At 57.9% G+C, this 21600-nt stretch carries 19 protein-coding genes; 5 read left to right on the top strand and 14 right to left on the bottom strand.

Annotated features, from left to right (window positions below; genetic code table 11):
* The first annotated feature begins 1 nt into the window (after position 1).
* Complete coding sequence (locus tag AC2D8P_RS05600) at positions 2–1543, top strand: heme biosynthesis HemY N-terminal domain-containing protein (protein ID WP_484701247.1); 1542 nt, start codon at positions 2–4, stop codon at positions 1541–1543.
* A 91-nt stretch (positions 1544–1634) separates the two neighbouring features.
* Here AC2D8P_RS05600 and AC2D8P_RS05595 read toward each other — a convergent pair whose 3' ends face one another.
* From AC2D8P_RS05595 to AC2D8P_RS05565, 7 genes are all read right to left on the bottom strand, one after another.
* Complete coding sequence (locus AC2D8P_RS05595; RefSeq protein WP_484701246.1) at positions 1635–2615, bottom strand: ABC transporter ATP-binding protein; 981 nt, start codon at positions 2613–2615, stop codon at positions 1635–1637.
* Positions 2612–3589 (bottom strand): ABC transporter ATP-binding protein, encoded by a 978-nt coding sequence (locus AC2D8P_RS05590; protein WP_484701244.1) that lies wholly within the window; start codon positions 3587–3589, stop codon positions 2612–2614. Before AC2D8P_RS05590 ends, AC2D8P_RS05595 begins: the two co-directional genes overlap by 4 nt.
* Before the next feature lie 4 nt (positions 3590–3593).
* Positions 3594–4502, bottom strand: a complete 909-nt coding sequence (locus tag AC2D8P_RS05585) for an ABC transporter permease subunit (protein WP_484701242.1) — start codon at positions 4500–4502, stop codon at positions 3594–3596.
* Position 4503: 1 nt separating this feature from the next.
* Positions 4504–5511 carry an ABC transporter permease subunit gene (locus AC2D8P_RS05580; protein WP_484701240.1) on the bottom strand — a complete coding sequence of 336 codons (1008 nt, stop codon included), beginning with the start codon at positions 5509–5511 and terminating at the stop codon, positions 4504–4506.
* Positions 5511–6611, bottom strand: coding sequence for a M24 family metallopeptidase (locus AC2D8P_RS05575; protein WP_484701238.1), 1101 nt, complete (start codon positions 6609–6611; stop codon positions 5511–5513). Before AC2D8P_RS05575 ends, AC2D8P_RS05580 begins: the two co-directional genes overlap by 1 nt.
* Positions 6612–6669: 58 nt before the next feature.
* On the bottom strand, positions 6670–8262 hold the full coding sequence (locus AC2D8P_RS05570; RefSeq protein ID WP_484701237.1) for an ABC transporter substrate-binding protein: 1593 nt from the start codon (positions 8260–8262) through the stop codon (positions 6670–6672).
* A gap of 70 nt (positions 8263–8332) precedes the next feature.
* On the bottom strand, positions 8333–8962 hold the full coding sequence (locus tag AC2D8P_RS05565) for a helix-turn-helix domain-containing protein (RefSeq protein ID WP_484701235.1): 630 nt from the start codon (positions 8960–8962) through the stop codon (positions 8333–8335).
* Positions 8963–9205: 243 nt separating this feature from the next.
* Between AC2D8P_RS05565 and AC2D8P_RS05560 the strand changes: the two genes are divergently transcribed.
* Genes AC2D8P_RS05560 through AC2D8P_RS05545 form a run of 4 tightly spaced genes read left to right on the top strand, consistent with a single transcriptional unit; the run spans position 9206 to position 13831 of the window.
* Complete coding sequence (locus AC2D8P_RS05560) at positions 9206–10420, top strand: acetyl-CoA C-acetyltransferase (protein WP_484701233.1); 1215 nt, start codon at positions 9206–9208, stop codon at positions 10418–10420.
* A 2-nt stretch (positions 10421–10422) separates the two neighbouring features.
* A complete protein-coding gene (locus AC2D8P_RS05555; RefSeq protein WP_484701231.1) occupies positions 10423–10896 on the top strand; it encodes a cupin domain-containing protein in 474 nt (157 codons plus the stop codon).
* Entirely contained in the window at positions 10893–13079 is a 2187-nt protein-coding gene (locus tag AC2D8P_RS05550; RefSeq protein ID WP_484701229.1) for a 3-hydroxyacyl-CoA dehydrogenase NAD-binding domain-containing protein, read from the top strand. The genes AC2D8P_RS05555 and AC2D8P_RS05550 overlap by 4 nt, the downstream gene beginning before the upstream one ends.
* Complete coding sequence (locus AC2D8P_RS05545) at positions 13076–13831, top strand: enoyl-CoA hydratase/isomerase family protein (protein ID WP_484701227.1); 756 nt, start codon at positions 13076–13078, stop codon at positions 13829–13831. Before AC2D8P_RS05550 ends, AC2D8P_RS05545 begins: the two co-directional genes overlap by 4 nt.
* Positions 13832–13891: 60 nt before the next feature.
* Here AC2D8P_RS05545 and pnp read toward each other — a convergent pair whose 3' ends face one another.
* The 7 genes from pnp to truB form a co-directional block, all read right to left on the bottom strand.
* On the bottom strand, positions 13892–16027 hold the full coding sequence (gene pnp, locus AC2D8P_RS05540; RefSeq protein WP_484701225.1) for a polyribonucleotide nucleotidyltransferase: 2136 nt from the start codon (positions 16025–16027) through the stop codon (positions 13892–13894).
* Between the two features lie 288 nt (positions 16028–16315).
* Positions 16316–18217 (bottom strand): DEAD/DEAH box helicase, encoded by a 1902-nt coding sequence (locus tag AC2D8P_RS05535; protein ID WP_484701224.1) that lies wholly within the window; start codon positions 18215–18217, stop codon positions 16316–16318.
* 106 nt (positions 18218–18323) lie between these two features.
* On the bottom strand, positions 18324–18593 hold the full coding sequence (rpsO, locus tag AC2D8P_RS05530) for a 30S ribosomal protein S15 (protein WP_484701222.1): 270 nt from the start codon (positions 18591–18593) through the stop codon (positions 18324–18326).
* 140 nt (positions 18594–18733) lie between these two features.
* The gene (locus tag AC2D8P_RS05525; protein WP_484701220.1) at positions 18734–19024 is read right to left on the bottom strand and encodes a DUF5665 domain-containing protein; all 291 of its coding nucleotides are present in this window, start codon (positions 19022–19024) and stop codon (positions 18734–18736) included.
* Entirely contained in the window at positions 19011–19535 is a 525-nt protein-coding gene (locus AC2D8P_RS05520; RefSeq protein ID WP_484701218.1) for a DUF1643 domain-containing protein, read from the bottom strand. The genes AC2D8P_RS05525 and AC2D8P_RS05520 overlap by 14 nt, the downstream gene beginning before the upstream one ends.
* Before the next feature lie 153 nt (positions 19536–19688).
* Positions 19689–20561 (bottom strand): DUF2189 domain-containing protein, encoded by an 873-nt coding sequence (locus AC2D8P_RS05515; protein WP_484701217.1) that lies wholly within the window; start codon positions 20559–20561, stop codon positions 19689–19691.
* A 122-nt stretch (positions 20562–20683) separates the two neighbouring features.
* A complete protein-coding gene (gene truB, locus AC2D8P_RS05510) occupies positions 20684–21589 on the bottom strand; it encodes a tRNA pseudouridine(55) synthase TruB (RefSeq protein WP_484701215.1) in 906 nt (301 codons plus the stop codon).
* Positions 21590–21600: the final 11 nt, after the last annotated feature.

Raw genomic sequence — 21600 nt, 5'->3', positions numbered from 1 at the left:
AATGCTTTGGTCCCTGATTAAAATTCTGATCTTCATCACCCTTGTCGCGGCATTGGCGTTTGGTGCTGGCATAGTGATGGAAACCGATACAGGTCTGACGCTGACGGTTGCCGGTCTGGAATTTACCCTTGGCCCGCTACAATCCGTGATCGCGGCTGTGGTGCTGTTGCTGGCGGTGTGGCTGTTGCTGAAAGTTACCGGTTTGCTGGTGGCAATCCTGCGGTTTTTCAACGGGGATGAAACCGCCGTGTCGCGCTACTTTGACCGCAATCGCGAACGCAAAGGGTATAAGGCATTGGCTGAGGGAATGTTGGCCCTAGCCTCGGGTGAGGGGCGCCTGGCGATGGTCAAGGCCGGGCGGGCTGAACGCTATCTTCGTCGGCCTGAATTGACCAATTTGATAACGGCGCAGGCGGCGGAACTGGCCGGCGACCGGAAAAAGGCAGAAGCCACCTACAAGGCACTTTTGTCGGATGACAAGACCCGCTTTGTCGGCATTCGCGGTCTGGTGAAACAAAAACTGGACGATGGGGACACCGAAACCGCCCTGAAGCTGGCCGAAAAAGCGTTCATCATGAAACCCGCCCATGGCGAAATGCAGGACACGCTGTTGCAATTGCAGGCGGGCCAGGAAGATTGGTCCGGTGCCCGCAAAACCTTGCAGGCAAAACTGAAACACGGGCACATGCCGCGCGACGTGCATAAACGTCGCGACGCGGTTCTGGCCTTGTCCGAGGCGCGCGATCACCTGCTGGAGGGCGAGGATGGCATGGCCCATGATGCCGCGATCGAGGCCAACCGCCTGTCCCCCGATCTGATCCCTGCGGTCGTGATGGCGTCAGAGGTTTATGCCAAGGATGGCAAGACCCGCTATGCCACTGGGGTGATCCGCAAGGCCTGGAATGCCGCGCCGCACCCGGATCTGGCCGCGGCCTTTGCCGCCCTTGTCCCGGATGAAACACCGCAGGCGCGGATGAAACGCTTTGCACCGCTGTTCAAGGCACACCCCAATCATTCGGAAACATATATGCTGCAAGCGGAATTGTTGATCGCAGCAGAGGATTTTCCGGGCGCGCGCAAGGCATTGGGAAGTTTGGCCGAAACCAACCCCACAACGCGCACATTGACGTTGATGGCGGCGATCGAGCGGGGGCAGGGGGCCGATGATGCCGTTGTGCGCGGCTGGCTGACCCGCGCCCTGACAGCGCCGCGTGGTCCGCAATGGGTTTGTGATAATTGCCAGTCCATCCATCGCGATTGGCACCCAGCCTGCACCCATTGCGACAGCTTCGACACGCTCAGTTGGAAAGAGCCGCCACAAAGCGAGGCATCCCTGCCCGGCGGTGTTGAAATGCTGCCGCTTTTGGTGGGTCGCCCAAAGGAAATTGTCGAGGATAAGCCAGAGCCAGAGCTGGTCGTAGAGGTCGAAGAGACTATCCCGGAGACAAGCGCCGACACGGTCACAGAACCCCCGCGCCCGGATGATGTGGAAGTTGAGCCAGAGTTTCATTCAGCAGAGGATGAAGCCCGGCGCGTCTTTTGATCCAATGAAGCAGAGCTAAGAGCCAGTCATAAAGTACAAAAACGGGCGCAGATCAAATGCGCCCGTTGGTGATTTCAGGGGTATTTTCGGATCAGCTGCCCACTGGATCAGGCACACCGTCATCGGCAAAGAAACAGGCCGCCGGATTGGGGCGCCCTTTCAATTCGGGTCGTTCGGCCCGGCACCGGTCCTGCGCCTTCCAACAGCGGGGTGCAAAAGCGCATCCTGCGGGCACATGCAGCGGCGAGGGCAACTCGCCCTCCAGCTTGATCCGTTTTTTAGCCGCAGTCGGGTCGGCCACGGGCGTCGCGGACAACAGCGCCCGTGTGTAGGGGTGGCGCGGGTTGGTAAAGATGTCTTCTTTCGCGCCAAACTCCACCGGGCGGCCCAGATACATGACGATCACATCATCGGCCATGTGTTTGACCACCGACAGGTCATGGCTGATGAACAAATAGGCCAAATCGAGCTTATCCTGTAGATCCACCAACAGGTTTAGGATCTGGCTTTGGATCGACAGGTCCAGCGCCGATACCGGCTCATCCAACACCAACACCTTTGGTTCCAGCATCAGGGCGCGGGCGACCGCGATCCGCTGGCGCTGCCCGCCGGAAAACATATGCGGGTAGCGGTCGAAATGCTCTTCGCGCAGACCGACCAAGGCCAACATCTCGCGCGCTTTCCTCGTGCGTTCAGCAGTAGGCATATCCGGACGGTTGATGACCAGTGGTTCCTCTAGGATCGTGCCGATTCGTTGACGCGGGTTCAGCGACCCGTAAGGATCTTGGAACACAATCTGGACAGAGGAACGCAGGCTGGCCCAATTGTCCGGGATCGCCGATGTCCCACCGATTTCCAATTCGCCACCAGTCGGCGGCTCAATCAAAGTGATCAATCGGGCGAGTGTGGATTTTCCACAACCGGATTCCCCAACAACGGCCAGTGTTTTGCCGGGATAAAGTTCAAAACTCGCCTCTGACAGGGCGCGCACGGTGTTGGACTCGGAAAACAATCCGCCGCCAACTTCGTAATGGCGCGATAGGGCGCGTGCGGTGACGACTGGCTGGTTCATGCGTTAGCCTCCGCTTTGGATTCTATGGGAAAATGACACCGGGCGCGGCCCATCGCTGTGGGTTGTACCGGTGCGGGCGTGTTTCGGCATAGGTCCGTCGCGATGGCACAGCGCGGTGAAAACAGGCATCCTGCGGGCCGGTCAAACTGCCCCGGCACCACGCCGGGAATGGTGGGCAGGTGCTTTTCTGTCGCGCGTTCCGGCAAGGCCGCCAACAACGCCGCCGTGTACGGGTGATGCGGCGTGGCAAACAGGTCCTTGACCGACTGTTCCTCGACCTTTTGGCCCGCATATTGCACGCTGACGCGCTGGGCGGTTTCCGCCACCACACCCATGTCATGGGTGATCAGGATCAGCCCCATGCCAGTTTCGCGCTGCAGCCCGGTCAACAGGTCCAGAATCTGCGCCTGAATGGTCACATCCAGTGCGGTTGTCGGCTCATCCGCGATCAGCAGTCGCGGCTTGCAGGCAATCGCCATGGCAATCATCACCCGCTGGTTCATCCCGCCCGACAGTTGGTGGGGAAAGACTTTCAGCCGTTCCTCAGGCGATGGGATGCCAACCTGATCCAACAGCTCAACCGCGCGCGCCTGGCAGGCTTTGCGGTCCAGCCCCAGATGTTTGCGAAGCGCCTCCTTGATCTGGAAGCCCACGGTAAAACAGGGATTCAGCGATGACATGGGTTCCTGAAAGATCATCGCCATGTCCTTGCCGATCAGGCTGCGACGCATCTTGGCCGACACTTTGCGCAGGTCGTGGCCGTCAAACTCCATCACATCGGCGGTGATATTGGCGGTCCAGGGCAAGAGCCCCATCATCGCCAGCATCGACACGGATTTGCCAGAGCCGCTTTCGCCGACGATGGCAAGGATGTCACCGCCATCGACGCTGATATCCACACCGTCCACGGCGCGAAACTGGCCGGAAGAGGTGGTAAATTCGACGGTTAGATTTCGAATATCCAGAAGCGCCATGTTGTTAACTCCGCTTCAGTTTCGGGTCGAGTGCGTCACGCAACCCGTCACCCATCAGGTTGATGGCCAGAACCGTGACCAGAATGGCAATGCCGGGAAAGGTGACGACCCACCAGGCGCGCAGGATAAATTCACGCGCCTCGGCCAACATGGTGCCCCATTCCGGTGTGGGCGGCTGTGCCCCCATGCCCAGAAAGCCCAGTGCCGCAGCATCCAGAATAGCGGTCGAAAAGGACAGCGCCGCCTGCACGATGATCGGGGCTAGACAGTTTGGCAGTACGGTGATGAACATCAGCCGCCAGCGCCCGGCACCTGCAACGCGGGCAGAGGTCACGTAATCCTTGTTCCGCTCCCCCAGGACAGAGGCGCGGGTCAGGCGCACATAATGGGGTTGCAGAACGATGGCGATGGCAATCATCGCATTGGTCAGCGACGGTCCCAGAATAGCCACCAGAACCAGTGCGAGTAGAAGTGATGGGAAGGCCAGAATGATATCCATCACCCGCATGATGATTGTATCAACCCAGCGCGGCGCAAACCCGGCCAAAAGTCCGACCAAAATGCCACCCGATGCGGCAACCGACACCACCACAATACCGACAAAGAAGGAATAGCGCGCCCCGTGCAGCAGGCGCGACAGCATATCGCGACCCAGGGGATCCGTGCCCAGCAGATAGGCGCTGTTGCCGCCCTCCTGCCAGACCGGCGGGACCAGAGTGAACTCTCGGAACTGTTCGGTTGGGTCATACGGGGCCAGAAGCGGGGCAAAAGCCGCAACGATCAGAAAGACCATGAAAAACCACAGCCCGATCACCGCCCCACGATTTTCGCGAAAATAGAACCAAAACTCTTTCAGGCGTCCAGGGCGTGCCGGGCTGGCTGTTGTGGCGGTGTGTGTTGTTGTCTCAGCCATCTCAGCGCTTCCTGATTTTTGGGTTGATAAAACCATAGAGCACATCCACGGTCAGGTTCACGATCATCACCATAACGGCGATCAGCAGCAGACCACCCTGTACCACCGGGTAATCACGGCGGAAGATGCTATCGACCATCCATTTGCCGATGCCGGGCCAGCTGAAAATCGTTTCGGTCAGAATGGCCCCTGCCAGAAGCGTCCCGACCGACAGACCAATCACTGTGATCACCGGGATCAGTGCGTTGCGCAGGGCATGCAGGCCATTGACGCGCAGGGGTGCCAACCCCTTTGCCTTGGCGGTGCGAATATAATCCTCGCTCAGCACTTCCAGCATCGCGGATCGGGTTTGGCGCGCAATCACTGCCAATGGGATGGTTCCCAAAACAATTGTCGGCAGGATCAGATGTTGCACGGCAGAGCTGAACGCCCCTTTTTGACCCGATAGCAAACTGTCGATCAGCATAAACCCGGTCGGCGTGTCGAAATAGAACATCAAACTCAGACGTCCAGAAACCGGCGTCCAGCCCAGATTGCCACTAAAGACGATGATCAACAGCAACGCCCACCAAAAGATCGGCATCGAATAACCCACCAGCGCCGATGTCATCAGCGCCCGGTCGAAAAACTTGCCTCGGTTCACGGCGGCAATGACACCTGCCGGCAGGCCCAGCGCCACGGCAAAGATCATTGCGCAGATCGACAGTTCCAGCGTGGCGGGGAAGAGCGAGAAAAACTCATCCCAAACAGGCCGTTTGGTCACGAAACTTTCGCCGAGATCACCCTGCATGACACCGATCAGATATTCCCAGTATTGCTGCAGGATCGGCTTGTTGAACCCGTATTGTTCAATCAGTTCGGCATAGCGTTCATCTGTCATTCCGCGTTCGCCAGCCATCACGATGATCGGGTCGCCCGGCAGCACCCGGATGAAAGCAAAAGAGATTAGCGTCACCCCGATGAAGGTGGGCAGGAAGGTACCCAGACGCGATAAAAGGTATTTCAGCATCAATCAGTCCCCACAATTGTCAGCTCTTTCGGGAATGTGGTCAACGACCGGCAGCCATCCTCGGTGATCAGAACATCATCTTCGATCCTAACCCCGAAATTGCCTAATTCATACAGCCCCGGCTCATTGGTAAAAACCATACCAGGTTTCATGACCTCATGATTACCGCGCATGATATAGGGGGCCTCGTGAACCTCGCGCCCCAATCCATGCCCGGTTTTGGTGCGGATCCTGGTTGCGAAGGGCGACGCCTCCAACACTGAAATCACGGCATCATCGATCTGATGGGCTGTCACCCCCGGCTTTGCGATCATGTGACCGACCTCATTGGCGGCCAGAACAGTATCGTAAACTATCTGCGCCTCATCCGAGGCATGGCCCACGAAAACCGTCCGTGTGATATCAGCGGCGAGGCCATCCTTGCGGGCGCCAAAGTCAAAGAGCAGCGCATCGCCCGCCTGAACATGATAGTCAGCCCGTGCATGGCCGTGCGGTCGCGCCGATTCAGCCCCGGCCGTCACGATGGGCGGGAAAGACATCTCGTCTGCCCCTTCGGCAAACAATGCTTGAATTAGGCGCGATTCGATCTCTTTTTCGGTCTGTCCCACACGAACGGTTCTCAGCACAGTGGCGAGCGCGCGTTCGGAAATATCAATGGCCGCCTGCAGCGCGGCAATCTCGTCTTCGGTTTTGCAGATGCGCAAGCCGGAAATGGCCTTCTCTGCATCCACAATGTCGATCTGCGGCATGGCTTGGCGCAGCGCATGATGCACAAAAACCCGCATCACCTGCCCCTCAACCGCCAGGGTGCGCAGATGCAAATGTTGCATCAGACTGTCAAAGGCCGCCTGATAGCCATCCTGATCGCGCCAGTCAAAGACCCGGCCCTCGAACCCGACCTGTTCCCATGATCCCAGTTCAAGATTGGGCACGATCGCGGCGGGATCGCCCTCGGCCGGGATGACCACGACAAAGGGGCGTTCGTGGCTCATAAAGGCCTGCCCTATGACACGTGTGAAGTTTGGCCCTGGCACCAGAGCCACGGCATCGACATTCAGATCGCGGGCAACCTGCCGGATATCTGCGTAACGATCAGACATTTAAGGAAAGCTCCAGTAAATGTCCGGGGCCAAAGTTATGGCCCCGGACAATGATCACTTATTCAGCGATATCAACACCATAGAAGTGGTGACCGCCCAGCGGATCGATCACGTAACCACTGACGCTGTTCAGCATCGGCATAAAGACGACGGAGTGTGCAATCGTGGCCCAAGGCGCCTGATCCTTAAAGATGCCCTGCGCTTCTTTATAGAGACGCGTACGCTCTGCCACATCGGTGGTGACTTTGGCTGCCTGAATCGCATCTTCAAACGGCTGGTGGCACCATTGTGCACGGTTGGAGGCTTCGACACCCTGACAACCCAACAGAACGGCCAGGAAGTTGTCCGGGTCACCATTGTCACCGGTCCAACCCAGCAGGACCGCACCATCACGGTTGAGCTCGCGCGAACGGGACAGGTATTCACCCCATTCATAAGACACGATTTCAACGTTGACGCCGACCTTTGCAAAGTCTTCCTGCATCAGTTCGGCCATGCGGCGGGCGTTCGGGTTATAGGGCCGCTGCACTGGCATCGCCCAGATCTTCATCTCCAACCCGGAAACACCTTCTGCTTCCAACGCGGCCTTGGCGGCCTCTGGATCATAGCTGTCATCTACCGTGTCATTGTCATAGGACCACATGGTTGGCGGGATCGGGTTTTTGGCGATTTGGCCAGCACCCTGGAAAACCACGTCGATGATGGCCTGTTTATCAATGGCCATGTTCAACGCACGGCGAACGTTTGGATTATCAAACGGTGCCACTGTGGTGTTATAGGCCAGATAGCCCACATTCAGGCCTTCCTGCTCCAGCATGGTGATGTTTCCATCGGCGCGGATCGCGTCGATATCAGCCGGGTTCGGATAAGGCATCACATGGCATTCGCCCGCCTGCATCTTTTGATAACGGACAGAATTGTCAGGTGTGATCGCAAAGACCAGATTCTCGATTGCCGGGGCGCCAAGATAGAAATCCGGGTTGCCAGCATAACGAATCACGGCATCTTTTTGGTAAGCAACAAAGGAGAATGGCCCAGTTCCGATCGGATCTTGGTTTAGCTGTTCAGGCGTACCAGCCGCCATCATTGCATCACCATATTCAGCCGACAGGATCGACGCAAAGTCCATTGCCATATTGGCCACAAACGGGGCCTCTGGCTGGTTCAGCGTGAACTTCACCGTCATGTCATCGACTTTTTCGATCGAGGCGATCAAGTCACCCATGCCCATGCCCTGGAAATATTCCCAGGTACCGCCGGACACACCGTTGTAAGGGTGGTCTTCCAGGCGCTGACGTTCAAAGCTGAACAGCACGTCATCAGCGTTGAATTCACGGCTTGGGCTGAAGCTATCGTTGGAATGAAACTTCACACCCGGGCGCAGCTTGAATGTATATTCCAACCCGTCGTCGGATGCTTCCCAGCTTTCGGCCAAACCCGGAACAACATTGGTGGTGCCCAGTTCAAACTCGACCAGACGGCTGTAAAGCGTCTTGGAGGACGCATCAAAAGTGGTCCCGGACGTATATAGCGCTGTGTCAAAGCCCTCCGGTGATCCTTCTGAACAGTAAACGAGCGTCTTGGCCGACGCCGCTCCTGCCATCAGTGCCAGCGAGGCGACCCCGGTGGTTAGCAGTTTTGAGATTTTCATCGTTTTCTCCCTTTGATGTACCCAAAATTCTTGGGCTTAGATTTGGTTTGCTCGATTCATTGGCAGAGGATTATGTTTCCTCTTCCTGCATGACGCTTTTGATAGAGCGTTCTGCCTTTGGTAATTTTCCGCGAAACAGCTCCAGCGTCCCGACCCACAAAATCTTGGCTGGGGCACCGCTGTCATTGTACCAGCCATGGGTTCGGTTGCCGCGATAGTGCAGGCTGTCACCCGCCGTCATCCGAAATTCCTGACCATCCAGATGCTGCACGATGCAGCCCTCCAGAATATAGATCATCTCTTCCCCGGCATGGCTCATGCTTTCAGACTTATATCCGTCTGGGACGTTTAGGATGAACGACGACATCTCGCGCCCCGGAAATTCCGTGTTCAGCTGTTCGTAGACGATCGATGATCCGCCAACCGAAAATTCAGGCCGCTCCCCGGCAATGGTGATTGCGCTGGCGGCGTGTGGCTTAGAGATAAAGTAGTCAACACTCACGGACAGCCCATCAGCGATTTGCGCCAATGTTCCCAGGGTTGGCGTGGCATTGTCGCGCTCCAACTGGCTAAGATATCCTACCGACACGCCAGAGGTACGACCCAACTCCTGCAACGTCATCGACAATTGCTTGCGGCGGTTTCGGATCAACGCCCCGATGCGCGGCTGTCCGGCAGATGCAGTAATTGACTGTGTCAAGTGGCCCCCTGGGCGCGACCCTAAGCAGTAAAAAAATTATTGTCCAACAAAATATTTTATTCCAGATGAAGCTCTCGGTTGCATGTCCTCATGATCAATCACATGGATTTCGACGTAACGTTATGACCCGATGGTGGAAATCGCCTCTCGTTAAACGCAAACTGGGTGCATAGATTTAAGATAGAGACCACAGTCATCCCGGCGCCGTTTGTGCGGCTGCCCCCGGCGACGGAAGGAACAAACGTGACTCAGGACGCTTTTATTTACGACGCGATTCGCTCCCCGCGCGGCAAGGGCCGCAAGGATGGCAGCCTGCATGAGGTCACCGCCTTGCGCCTGTCGGCCCATGTGCTGAATGCGCTGAAGGATCGCAATGATCTGGACACAACCCAGGTCGAGGATGTGATCTGGGGTAATGTCACACAAGTGATGGAACAGGGCGGTTGTCTGGCCCGCGCCGCCGTGCTGGCCTCTGACTATGGCCAACACGTGCCGGGTGTGTCGATCAATCGGTTCTGCGCGTCGGGGTTGGAGGCCGTCAATCTGGCCACCGCGCAAGTGCAGGCCGGGCAGGGCGACGCCTATGTTGCGGGCGGGGTCGAGATGATGAGCCGCGTGCCGATGGGATCAGACGGGGCCGCCATGGCCGTCGATCCGACAATTGCCATGGGTCAGTATTTCGTCCCGCAAGGGATTTCCGCAGATATCATCGCCACGGAATACGGATTTTCCCGCGATGATGTGGATGAATTCGCCGTAGAATCACAGCGCCGCGCGGCAGAGGCACAGCGGGCGGGGCGTTTTGACAACTCCATCGTCCCGGTGACCGATATCAACGGTTTGACCATTTTGGACCGTGACGAATACCTGCGCCCGGGTACGGATATGCAGGCGCTGGGCGCGCTGAAACCGGCCTTCAAGGATCAAGGCGAGGTCATGCCCGGTTTTGATGCCGTCGCTCAATTGCGCTACCCACATCTGGAACGGATCAATCACGTTCATCACGCGGGCAATTCTTCCGGCATCGTCGATGGCGCGGCCGCTGTCCTGATCGGAACGAAGGAATTTGGCGAACGCAACGGCCTGAAGCCCCGCGCCCGCATCCGTGCCATGGCCAAGGTTGGCGATGATCCCACCATCAACCTGACCGGTCCGGTTCCGGTAACCGAAAAGATCCTGAAAAACTCTGGCATGGCGATCAGCGATATTGATCTGTTTGAGGTGAACGAGGCGTTTTCCGCCGTCGTACTACGGTTCATGCAGGCCTTTGACGTCGATCATGCCAAGCTGAACGTCAATGGTGGCGCGATTGCGCTGGGTCACCCCTTGGGCGCAACAGGGTCAATCATCCTCGGCACATTGCTGGACGAGATGGAGCGCGCAGATAAGGAAATCGGCCTTGCCACCCTTTGTGTCGCCGCCGGGATGGGCGCGGCAACGATATTGGAAAGGGTGTAACCATGCCAAAGGTCGATTTATCCCAAATTTCCGTTACAACCGGATCAGGCTATCCCGGCAAGCTGGCCGATATGATGCAAGGCCGTTCACAGCAGGCGGTTGGGCGGCTGTCGGGCCTGACCCAGTTTGGCGCAAATCTCGTGCGGCTGGAACCTGGCGCCCTGTCTTCTCTGCGCCACTGGCACGAAAATCAGGACGAATTTGCCATTGTGACAGAGGGAGAGATCACCCTGATCGATGATGATGGCGAACATCTGATGCGCCCCGGCGATTGCGCCACATGGCCCGCAGGCGATGCTAACGGCCATCACATGGTGAACAAGTCCAATGCCCCGGCCGCTTTTCTGGTGATCGGTACGCATACAAAGGTTGAATACGCCCACTATTCCGATCTGGATATGAAGGTGCGCATAGATGCTGATGGCGCGCACTTTACTCACAAGGACGGCACCCCCCATCTGGGAGAGATCGAATGACCGATTTTCACTATGCAGTAGATGCCGACGGCGTTGCCACGATCACATGGGACACGGTCGGCAAATCCATGAATGTGATGAGCAATGAGGCCTACCACCTATTGGGCGAAATGATCGATACCGCTTTGGGGGACGATGCGATCAAGGGCGTGATCATCACCAGCGCCAAGGATACTTTCGCCGGTGGCATGGACCTGAAAATTCTGGGCGATCTGCGTTCCAATGCAGGGGAGAAGCCAGCGCAAGCGATCTTTGACTGGATCATGCAAGCACATGGGCTGCTGCGAAAGGTCGAACGCGGCGGTATGGATGACAAGAACAAGGGCGGCAAACCCATTGTCGCGGCCCTGCCCGGCACGGCACTGGGCATTGGATTTGAACTGCCGCTGGCCTGCCACCGGATCATTGCGGCCGACAATCCCAAGGCCAAGATCGGTCTGCCAGAGATCATGGTGGGCCTGTTTCCCGGTGCAGGCGGCACCACCCGCCTGACCCGTAAACTGGGTGCCATGGCCGCCGCGCCGTTTTTGCTGGAAGGAAAACTCAGCGACCCGAAAAAGGCGAAAATGGCTGGCTTGATCGATGATGTTGTCCCCGCGGAAGAGCTCTTGTCTGCCGCCAAGGATTGGATCCTGTCGAGCCCCAAGATCGTCAAACCCTGGGACGAGAAGGGCTATAAAATACCCGGCGGCGCCCCTTATCACCCAATGGGTTTCATGACATTTGTCGGCGCCTCTGCCATGGTCAATGGCAAGACCAAGGGCGTCTATCCCGCCGCCAAGGCGTTGCTGTCTGCTGTCTATGAGGGCGCGATGGTGCCCTTTGACACCGCGCTGAAGATAGAGGCCCGCTGGTTCACCAACATCCTGATGAACCCGTCGTCATCCGCCATGATCCGCAGTCTGTTTATCAACAAGGAGGCGCTGGAAAAAGGCGCCAATCGCCCTGACGTATCGGACCAAAAGGTGCAAAAGGTCGGCGTCATGGGTGCAGGCATGATGGGCGCGGGCATTGCGCTGGTGTCCGCCAAGGCTGGGATGGAGGTCGTGCTGATTGATGCCAGCCAAGAGGCTGCCGACCGTGGCAAGGCCTATTCAGAGACCTATATGGACAAGGGCATCAAACGCAAAAAAGCGACCGAAGAAACCAAGACAGAGCTGCTGTCCCGTATCACGGCCACCACCGATTACAACGCCCTCAAAGACTGTGACCTGATCATCGAAGCCGTGTTCGAGGACCCGAAGGTGAAGGCAGAAGTCACCGCAAAGGTCGAAGCCGTGGTCGCAGACGAATGCATCTTTGCCACCAACACCTCTACCTTGCCAATCTCTGATCTGGCAAAGGCATCTCAACGCCCCGATCAATACATAGGTATCCACTTCTTCTCCCCCGTTGAAAAAATGATGTTGGTCGAGATCATCAAAGGCCGCGAAACGGGTGACCGCGCGGTTGCCAAGGCGCTGGATTATGTGCGCCAGATCCGCAAAACCCCGATCGTGGTCAACGATGCGCGGTTCTTCTACGCCAACCGCTGCATCATCCCCTATATCAACGAAGGGATCAGGATGGTGGCCGAAGGTGTAAACCCTGCCCTGATTGAAAATGCAGCCAAAATGCTGGGAATGCCGCTGGGCCCCCTGCAACTGGCCGATGAGGTATCGATCGAACTGGGCGTCAAAATCGCCAAGGCCGCCTGCGCCGCTATGGGGGATGCCTATCCCGACGGCGCTGTGGATGATGTGATTTTCTGGATGATGGATCAGGACCGCGCAGGCAAAAAGGCAGGCGCCGGATTTTATGCCTATGACGATAAAGGCAAACGCACTGGTTTGTGGGACGGCCTTTCAGCCCAATACCCCCACGCCGCCGACCAACCGGACCTGCACGACGTGCAGGTCCGCATGATCATGGCGCAGGTGCTGGAGGCCGTGCGGGCATTGGAAGAGGGCGTCTTGGAAGATATTCGAGAGGGCGACGTGGGCGCGATCCTTGGCTGGGGCTTCATGCCGTGGTCTGGCGGGCCGTTCGGTTATCTGGATATGATCGGTGCGGTCAAGGCGGTGGAAACCTGCGATGATCTGACCGCACGCCATGGGGAACGGTTCACCACCCCGGCATTGCTGCGCGACGTGGTGGGCAAAGGCAGCAGTTTTTACGGTGGCGGCGCGGCGAAAGCCGCATGAGCGACCTCATCATTATTAAAGACCGTGACCGCATCCGCACGGTCACGATCAACCGCCCTGATAAGAAAAACGCCATCACCCACGATATGTATCGCGCGATGGCCGATGCGCTGACGGAATACGCAGCTGACCCCAATTTGCGCGCCCTGATAATTACTGGCACTGGCGACATGTTCACCGCTGGCAATGATCTAAAGGATTTTGCCGATGGTAACTTCACCCTCGATTTTCCGGTGGCCAAATTCCTTCACGCCCTGATCGAAGCGGAAAAACCGATCCTGTGCGCCGTTAATGGCGATGGCATTGGCATCGGCACAACGATGTTGCTTTTGTCTGATCTGGTCTTCATTGCCGAGGGCGCGCATCTGTCGGTTCCCTTCGCAGGTCTGGGTCTGGTACCAGAGGCCGGGGCCTCGATCCTGTTGCCCGCCACCGTTGGCAGGGCCTTGGCACAGGATATGTTTCTGACCGGGCGCCGGCTGTCGGCGGCAGAGGCGGTTCAACACGGTATCGCCTCGCGTCTTTGTCAACCTGCCGATCTGTTGGGTGAAACACTCTCTGCCGCCCAACAGATTGCCCGAACGGCCCCCACCGCGATCCGCCGGACCAAGGCATTGGTGGGCCACGACCGCGACCAGATACGCGCCCAACTGACCCGGGAACTCACATGGTTTGTCGATCAGCTGCCCTCTGACGAATTTCGCGAAAGCCTTGCCGCCAAGCTTGAAAAGCGGATGCCGGGTTTCAAATAAGAAAAGCCCGCACTGTTGGGTGCGGGCTCCTCTCAATTGTTACGTGGTGATCAGTCTAAATCAGCCCTCTGCGGCTTCTTCTTTCTTGATCTCTTCACCAGTTTCCTGATCGACCATTTTCATTGCCAGACGCACTTTGCCGCGATCATCAAAGCCCAAGAGCTTCACTTTCACGTCCTGGCCTTCCTTCAGAACATCTGACGGATGGTTCAGGCGGCGGTTTTCGATCTGGGACACGTGGACCAGACCATCGCGCTTGCCAAAGAAGTTCACGAAGGCACCGAAATCAACGATTTTTACAACCTTGCCGTTGTAGATCTCGCCAACTTCTGGCTCTGCCACGATCGCGTGGATCATGTCATAGGCTTTCTGGATCGAATCGCCATTGGGCGATGCGATCTTGATTGTGCCTTCGTCGTTGATGTCGACTTTGGCGCCAGACACTTCGACGATCTCGCGGATCACTTTACCGCCAGAGCCGATGACTTCACGGATCTTGTCGGTTGGGATCTGCATGGTTTCAATGCGCGGCGCGTGGACAGAGAAATCGCCAGCCTCGGTCAGGGCCTTGGCCATCTCACCCAGAATGTGCAAACGGCCCTCTTTGGCTTGCGCCAGCGCCTTTTGCATGATTTCCGGCGTGATACCGGCAACCTTGATGTCCATCTGCAGCGACGTGATACCGTTTTCAGTCCCCGCTACCTTGAAGTCCATATCGCCCAGGTGATCCTCATCACCCAGAATGTCGGTCAGAACCGCATAGGACCCGTCATCTTCCAGGATCAGGCCCATGGCCACACCGGCAACCGGTGCTTTCAGCGGAACGCCTGCATCCATCATCGACAAGGAACCACCGCAAACAGACGCCATCGAAGACGAACCGTTGGATTCGGTGATTTCAGACACAACACGCACGGTGTAGGGGAAATCGGTCGGGGCTGGCAGAACGGCCTGCAATGCACGCCACGCTAGTTTCCCGTGACCAATCTCACGACGACCCGGAGGGCCCACGCGGCCAGCTTCACCCACGGAATAGGGTGGGAAGTTGTAGTGAAGCAGGAAGTTGGAGCGGAAGTTGCCATGCAGCGCGTCGATGATCTGTTCATCATCGCCGGTGCCCAGTGTGGTCACAACCAGACCTTGGGTCTCGCCACGGGTAAACAGGGCAGAGCCATGCGTCCGCGGCAGGAAGCCGGTTTCCGACACGATTGGGCGAACCGTATCCAGCGCCCGGCCATCGATCCGCTTGCCGGTTTTGACAACGTCGCCACGCAGAACGCTGGCTTCGAGCTTTTTCAGTGCAGAGCCAAGGTTTGCATCTTCTTGCTGCTCTTCGCTCAACGCCTCGATGATCGCGGCTTTGGCATCGGAAACGGCCGTGGTGCGTTCCTGCTTGTCGGTGATCGCATAAGCGGCACGGATTTTGTCTTCGCCCGCTGCCTTAACGGCGGCATAGAGGTCAGAGTAATCGGCAGGTTGGAAATCAAACGGCTCTTTCGCCGCTTCTTCGGCCAGATCGATGATCAGGTCGATGACCGGCTGGATTTGCTCATGCGCAAAATTCACAGCACCCAGCATTTCCTCTTCGGTCAGCTCATAGGCCTCTGATTCCACCATCATGACGGCGTCTTTGGTCCCGGCAACAACCAGATCCAAACGCTGATCCGGATTGGCACGCAGGTTCTGCATGTCGTCAACTTCGGGGTTCAGAATATATTCACCGTCAGAGAAGCCAACGCGGGCACCAGCGATCGGGCCCATGAAGGGCGCGCCGGAAATTGTCAGCGCGGCAGAGGCGGCGATCATCGCCACGATATCCGGGTCATTAACCAGATCGTGAGATAGCACTGTACACATGACCAGAACTTCGTTTTTGAAGCCCGGCACAAACAGCGGGCGGATCGGACGGTCGATCAGACGCGCAGTTAGCGTCTCTTTTTCCGTCGGGCGCGCCTCGCGCTTGAAGAAGCCACCGGGAACTTTACCGGCTGCATAGTATTTTTCTTGGTAATGAACCGTCAGCGGAAAGAAATCCTGCCCCGGTTTTTGGCTCTTGGCAAAAGTGACCGCCGCCATGACGGACGTTTCACCCAGGGTGGCGATGACACAGCCATCTGCCTGACGAGCAACTTTGCCCGTTTCCAGTGTCAGGGTTTCTTCCCCCCACTGCATCGACTTTTTCGTAATTTCGAACATTTTCGTATCCTAAAAGGAGCGCTCCCGGCCCTCCGGGTCTCCCGTTTCAATGGCGGCCCCATTGCCGCCGACCCCAATCTTTCATCATGCGCCCGGGGTCAAAGGCATCACGTCTCAGATATGCCGCCCATACAGGAGTTTTGTGGAAATGGGAAGGGTGGGCGTGCGCCCATACGCCCCTGATTTAAAGGCGCGCCTGCGGCGCGCGCGCTTTATCTCGTCAGGGTCCTATCGGACCCGTCCTCGGGCGCCTCTGGCGGGAGTATTTCCGCCAAAAAGAAACGGGGCTCAGGATTTCCGTGCCTTTGGGGATTTTGCAGCCTTTTCCTTTGCTGCAGCCGCGGCGCGCGCCTTGTTCTTCTTGCTATTGGGCCTGCCTTTGGGGGGCGGCGGACCTTTGGGCTTGTCGCCGGTCTTGATCTTTTTTCCAGGCTTGGGACCGATCTGACGATGGGTGGCGTCATCGCGCTTGCGCGGCGTGGCGTCGCGATCTTTTGCGCGCGGGGGTCTTTCCGCATCCTGATCGTCCGTATTGCGGGGCGCACGCGGTGCAAACCCCTCTGTCCGATCCGGGTTGTCATGACGGCGTTTCTTGTGTGGGGGTTTTGGTGCGCTACTCAGGTTCGGTGCTTCTGCCAGTTGTTCAATCACAGCGCCGGGCTCCAACGTCATATCCGGACCGACGGCCGCCAAAAAGCCTGCAACCTTCGTCTCCAGAATCTGGAAGTAGCTGAGATCATACTGAATGCGGATCGCACCGATGTGATCGCGGGTGATCGCCCCGGCATTGCACAGCAACGGCAGCAGACGCCGCGGATCGGCACCCGCCTTGCGGCCTCCGGTGACGGAAAACCAGATACTGGCCCCAAATTCGGCCCGTGGTTCTGGCGCTGTGGTTACTTCGGACAGTTCTTCAGGGGCAGAGCGCTGGGCGCGATAAAGCCGCAGATAGGCCGCTGCGATCTGCGCCGGGGTAAATTGATCTGCCAGTTTGGCGACCAGCTCTTGTTCTGTTTCCGGTGCCGGTGTGTGCCAATCGGGATGGGCAAACAGGCGTTCCTCTTCGCGGGCAGAGACATCCTCGGCCGATGGGCCGGGGGTCCAGCTGGCCTTAAGCTTGGCCATACCCAGAATGCGTTCGGCTTTTTTGCGCGATTTCTTGGTCACGATCAGGGCGCTGACCCCTTTGCGCCCGGCGCGTCCCGTGCGCCCGGATCGGTGCAACAGCGTTTCATGACTGCCCGGCAGTTCGGCATGTACGACCAGATCCAAATTGGGCAAGTCGATCCCACGGGCGGCCACATCGGTGGCCACACAGACATCAGCGCGCCCATCGCGCATGGCTTGTAACGCATGGCTGCGTTCAGCCTGCGACAGCTCGCCAGACAGGGCAACGACCCTGAACCCACGGTTGGACAGCCGCGTGGTCAGCCGGTTCACCGCTGCCCGTGTATTGGCAAATACGATCGCATTTGGAGCCGCGTAATAAAGCAACGTGTTGATCACGGCGCTTTCCGTGTCGCGGTCACCCACCATCATGGCGCGATAGTCGATATCGGCATGCTGCGGCGTTTCAGATTTTGTGACGATCCGAACCGCATCGCGCTGGTAGTTGGTTGCCAGATCAGCGATGGATTTCGAAACTGTGGCCGAAAACAGCAGGGTCTGACGGTCTGCGGGGGCCTCGCCCAGAATAAATTCCAGATCTTCGCGAAAGCCCAGATCCAGCATTTCGTCGGCCTCATCCAGAACCACCGCCTTCAGATTTGACAGATCGATCGACCCGCGCATGATATGATCGCGCAACCGCCCTGGCGTGGCGACAACAACATGGGCGCCACGGGCCAGGGCCCGGCGTTCATCGCGCATATCCATGCCACCAACGCAGGACGTCACAATCGCCCCCGCCTGCGCATAAAGCCAGCTTAGCTCGCGCCGGACCTGCAGGGCCAATTCACGAGTTGGCGCGATGATAAGCGCCAGCGGCGTTCCCGCCGCCCCGAACTGTTCGGCCTGCCCTAAGACCGTGGGTGCAATCGCCAGGCCAAAGCCCAGTGTCTTACCCGATCCGGTCTGGGCAGATACCAACAGGTCACGCCCGTCCATTTCCGGATCCAGAACCGCAGTTTGGACCGGTGTCAGGTCGGTGTATCCACGCGCGTCCAGCGCATCACGAAGGGCTTGTTTCACGGGCTCTGTCTTTTCATCAGCGGTGGGTCATGTGATTACAACGCACCTGTTTGCAGCAATAAAAAAAGGGGCCCAGCGGCCCCTTCCTGGTGGTATCCGTCCGCGATTAGCGGCGGATGCCAAGGCGTTTGATCAGGTCCTGGTAACGGGCCTCTTCTTTGCCTTTCAGATAGTCCAGCAGTTTCCGGCGCTGTGCCACCAGTTTCAACAGACCACGACGAGAGTGGTTGTCTTTCTTGTGGGTTTTAAAGTGCTCGGTCAGCGTGGTAATGCGCGAGGTCAGGATCGCAACCTGCACTTCGGGCGAACCTGTGTCGCCTTCTTTGGTTGCAAAGTCTTTCAGCACGCGGGCTTTTTCTTCAACAGTGATCGACATCGGGGTCTCCTTTAAAGGTTAAGGTTGATGGCGCAGGCCGGGATGTCGTCCAGCACAGGCCCATGGAGAAATCAGCGATTTTCACGCCGATGGGCGCGTATAGGGGATTCCCTGTGCAAAGGAAAGGGGATTCTTGCGGCCTATTCAGCCGCCTCAACCGGCGTCTTAATGATATCGGCGATATCCTTCGCCCATTCGCCGATCACCGGGATGAAATCGATCTGTGACAGCGCATAGACCAGGAAAGACACCAAAATCGTCGCCCCCACAACAGATCCCAGGCCAAAGGCCAATCCGCGCAGAAACTGGGCAAAGAACATGCCGGTCAGGCTGCGATGCAGCCGTACAAACCGGTTGCGGTTCAAACGGTTTACCTCTGTCCGCAGCGCCGTGATTTCAGCCTGCAGTTCTGTCTGGTCACTCTCCGTCATCGGCCCCTTCCCACAATTCGGGCTGCACTTTGTACCCAATATACAGCGGATGGCGCGGATGTCCCGCCTTGGTCAGACCCAAAGCCTGCAATTCGTGCCCTGCATCGCGCAAAAGGACCTCAACCGCGGGACCCCGGCCATGGTGTTCGCCATGCACACCCCAGCCACAGATGATCTGATCCGCCCAATCACAGGCCGCCAGCAATGCGGCATCATTCCCCGATCCAATGGGTTCAGCCGCCTTGCGCAGCAGCGCCGGGTCGGTTTCGCGATAGGCAAAGATATTGACCGCCCGAAACCCGCCAAAGCCCAGCGCCCGCGCCCGGCGCTCGCAGCGCTCAATCGTCGGGTCGTTTTGCACCTCGGTGGCCTTTGACGGGTTCAGCATGATGAACGCCACGCGGCCCCGGGATTGATCCCAAACCCGGCTCAACGCATAGCGGTATTTTTCACAAGTCGAATAGATCGCCTCAGAGGCGGCATCGCCTTTTTGATGGGTGCGCGTGATCATGCCTGCTTTGTGATCGGGGCGACCCGGGATTGCAATATCCCGCGTTCTTCCTTTCGCCAATAATACCTTGGGGTGAGCGGCGTCTGGGAATTGATCCGGGGGATCAATTCAGCCGCGAACGGGCGGAGCCCCGGGACAGAGGGGCAAAGCCCCTTAGTGTTCAAACACCACCGCCCGGCGATACAGATTCCACGTGGCATGACCCAAAACCGGCATCACGATGATCAGGCCCAGGAAAAAGGGCACTGATCCCAAAGCCAGTGATCCAGCCACGATTATCCCCCAAATGGCGGCCACGCGCATGTTTTTGCGGGCCACATTGATCGAGGTGACCACCGCCAACGGCAATCCGCAATGCCGATCCAGCAGCATCGGGAAGGAGATCAGGCTGGTCGCAAGCACAATCGCGGCAAAGACAAATCCGACGCCGCAACCGATGATCGCCATCATCCAGCCCGGCCCGGTCATCACCACATCCATGGCAAATCCCATCATTGATGCCGGGGGTTCAGGCCCCAACGTGGCGGAATAGATGGCATTGGCCACCGCCAGCCAGACGATGAAGATACCGAAAAGGTAAATTCCCAATGCCAGGATGGGCGCCAGCGCCGGGGATTGCAAAACGCCAAACGCATCCCCCCAACGCGCGCTTTGACCGGCCTCGTTCCGGCGGCTGAGCTCATAAAGACCCACAGCGGCCACGGGTCCCAGCAACGCAAAACCCGATATTAACGGAAATAGCATCGGTAACCGGGCGGCATCCGTGGCAACCCAGGCCAACAGCATGCCGATCACCGGATACATCATGACCAGAAACATCACATCGGTGCGAAACGTGGTGAAGTCGCGAAATCCTTTGTTCAGCGCCTCCATCAGGTCATCAACTGTTAATGTTCGCACCTCAGGCACCGCCATCGCGGTGTTGTCATCGCTTCGCAACCCGCCGACCGCGTTGCCAAACACAGATCCGACAGCGCCCACGGATTGCGCGCCCCAAGACAGTGGATTACCGATTGTTTTGACCATAACACCCTCCATAACTGCGGGGCCGCAGCCACGAAAAATGCTGAAAACCCGGCCCCATCCAGGCTAAATCAGGGACAGTATAACAGATTTTGCCGAAATATTCGTCACGTTGGCATGAACATTCAGTGATTGAATACCCTGTTGGGGTGCAGCTCACCTGCCTTGTAAACCCCCACCGCCACGGCCTGACCGTTAAGTGAGGCCCAGCATTCATCCCCGTATTCCACGTCAGAAGTTAAAACGATGCCTGGATTGCCATGCCTCAGCTTTGCGGCGCCGTCGGCCGTGGTTGGCACTTCCGGCAGATCGGCAAGCCCGGTTTCCAGCGGGTGCAGATATTGATCCAAGTCGTCGGATTTTGCCAGTTTTTCGATCACCTCGATGCTGACGCCACCCCCAACCTCAAACGGGCCGGACCAAGTGCGGCGCAGCTCTTTCACATGGCCGTGACAGCCCAGCGCAGCGCCCAGATCGCGGGCAATGGCGCGGACATAGCCACCTTTGCCACACACCAGTTCCAGCGTCACGTGATCGGCATCGGGCCGATCGATCAGGGTCAGTTCCTCGACCCAAAGCGGACGCGCGGCAATGTCAACATCCTCGCCATCGCGGGCGAGCTTATAGGCGCGTTGGCCGCCAATCTTCACTGCCGAAAACTTTGGCGGGACCTGCATGATCTCACCGACAAACTGCGGCAGGGCGGATTTGATGTCATCATCGCTGGGCCGCAGGTCGGATGTGGCAATAACCTCACCCTCTTCATCGTCGGTGTTGGTGGCCTGCCCCAGACGCACGGTGAAAGTGTAAGCTTTTAGCGCATCGGTGATGAAGGGTACGGTTTTCGTGGCTTCGCCCAGTGCAATGGCCAGCACACCTGTGGCCTCTGGATCCAGCGTACCCGCATGGCCGGCCTTCTTGGCGTCAAACGCCCAGCGCACCTTGTTGACAATGGCGTTAGAGGACCACCCGGCAGGTTTGTCCACAACCAGCCAACCAGAAATATCGCGCCCTTTGCGTTTGCGTCCCATATCTTATGCCT

The organism is Roseovarius sp. YIN77, from assembly GCF_057219155.1.
The sequence above is the reverse complement of the archived record's forward strand: the minus strand, read 5'-3'. Positions and strand labels throughout refer to the sequence as shown.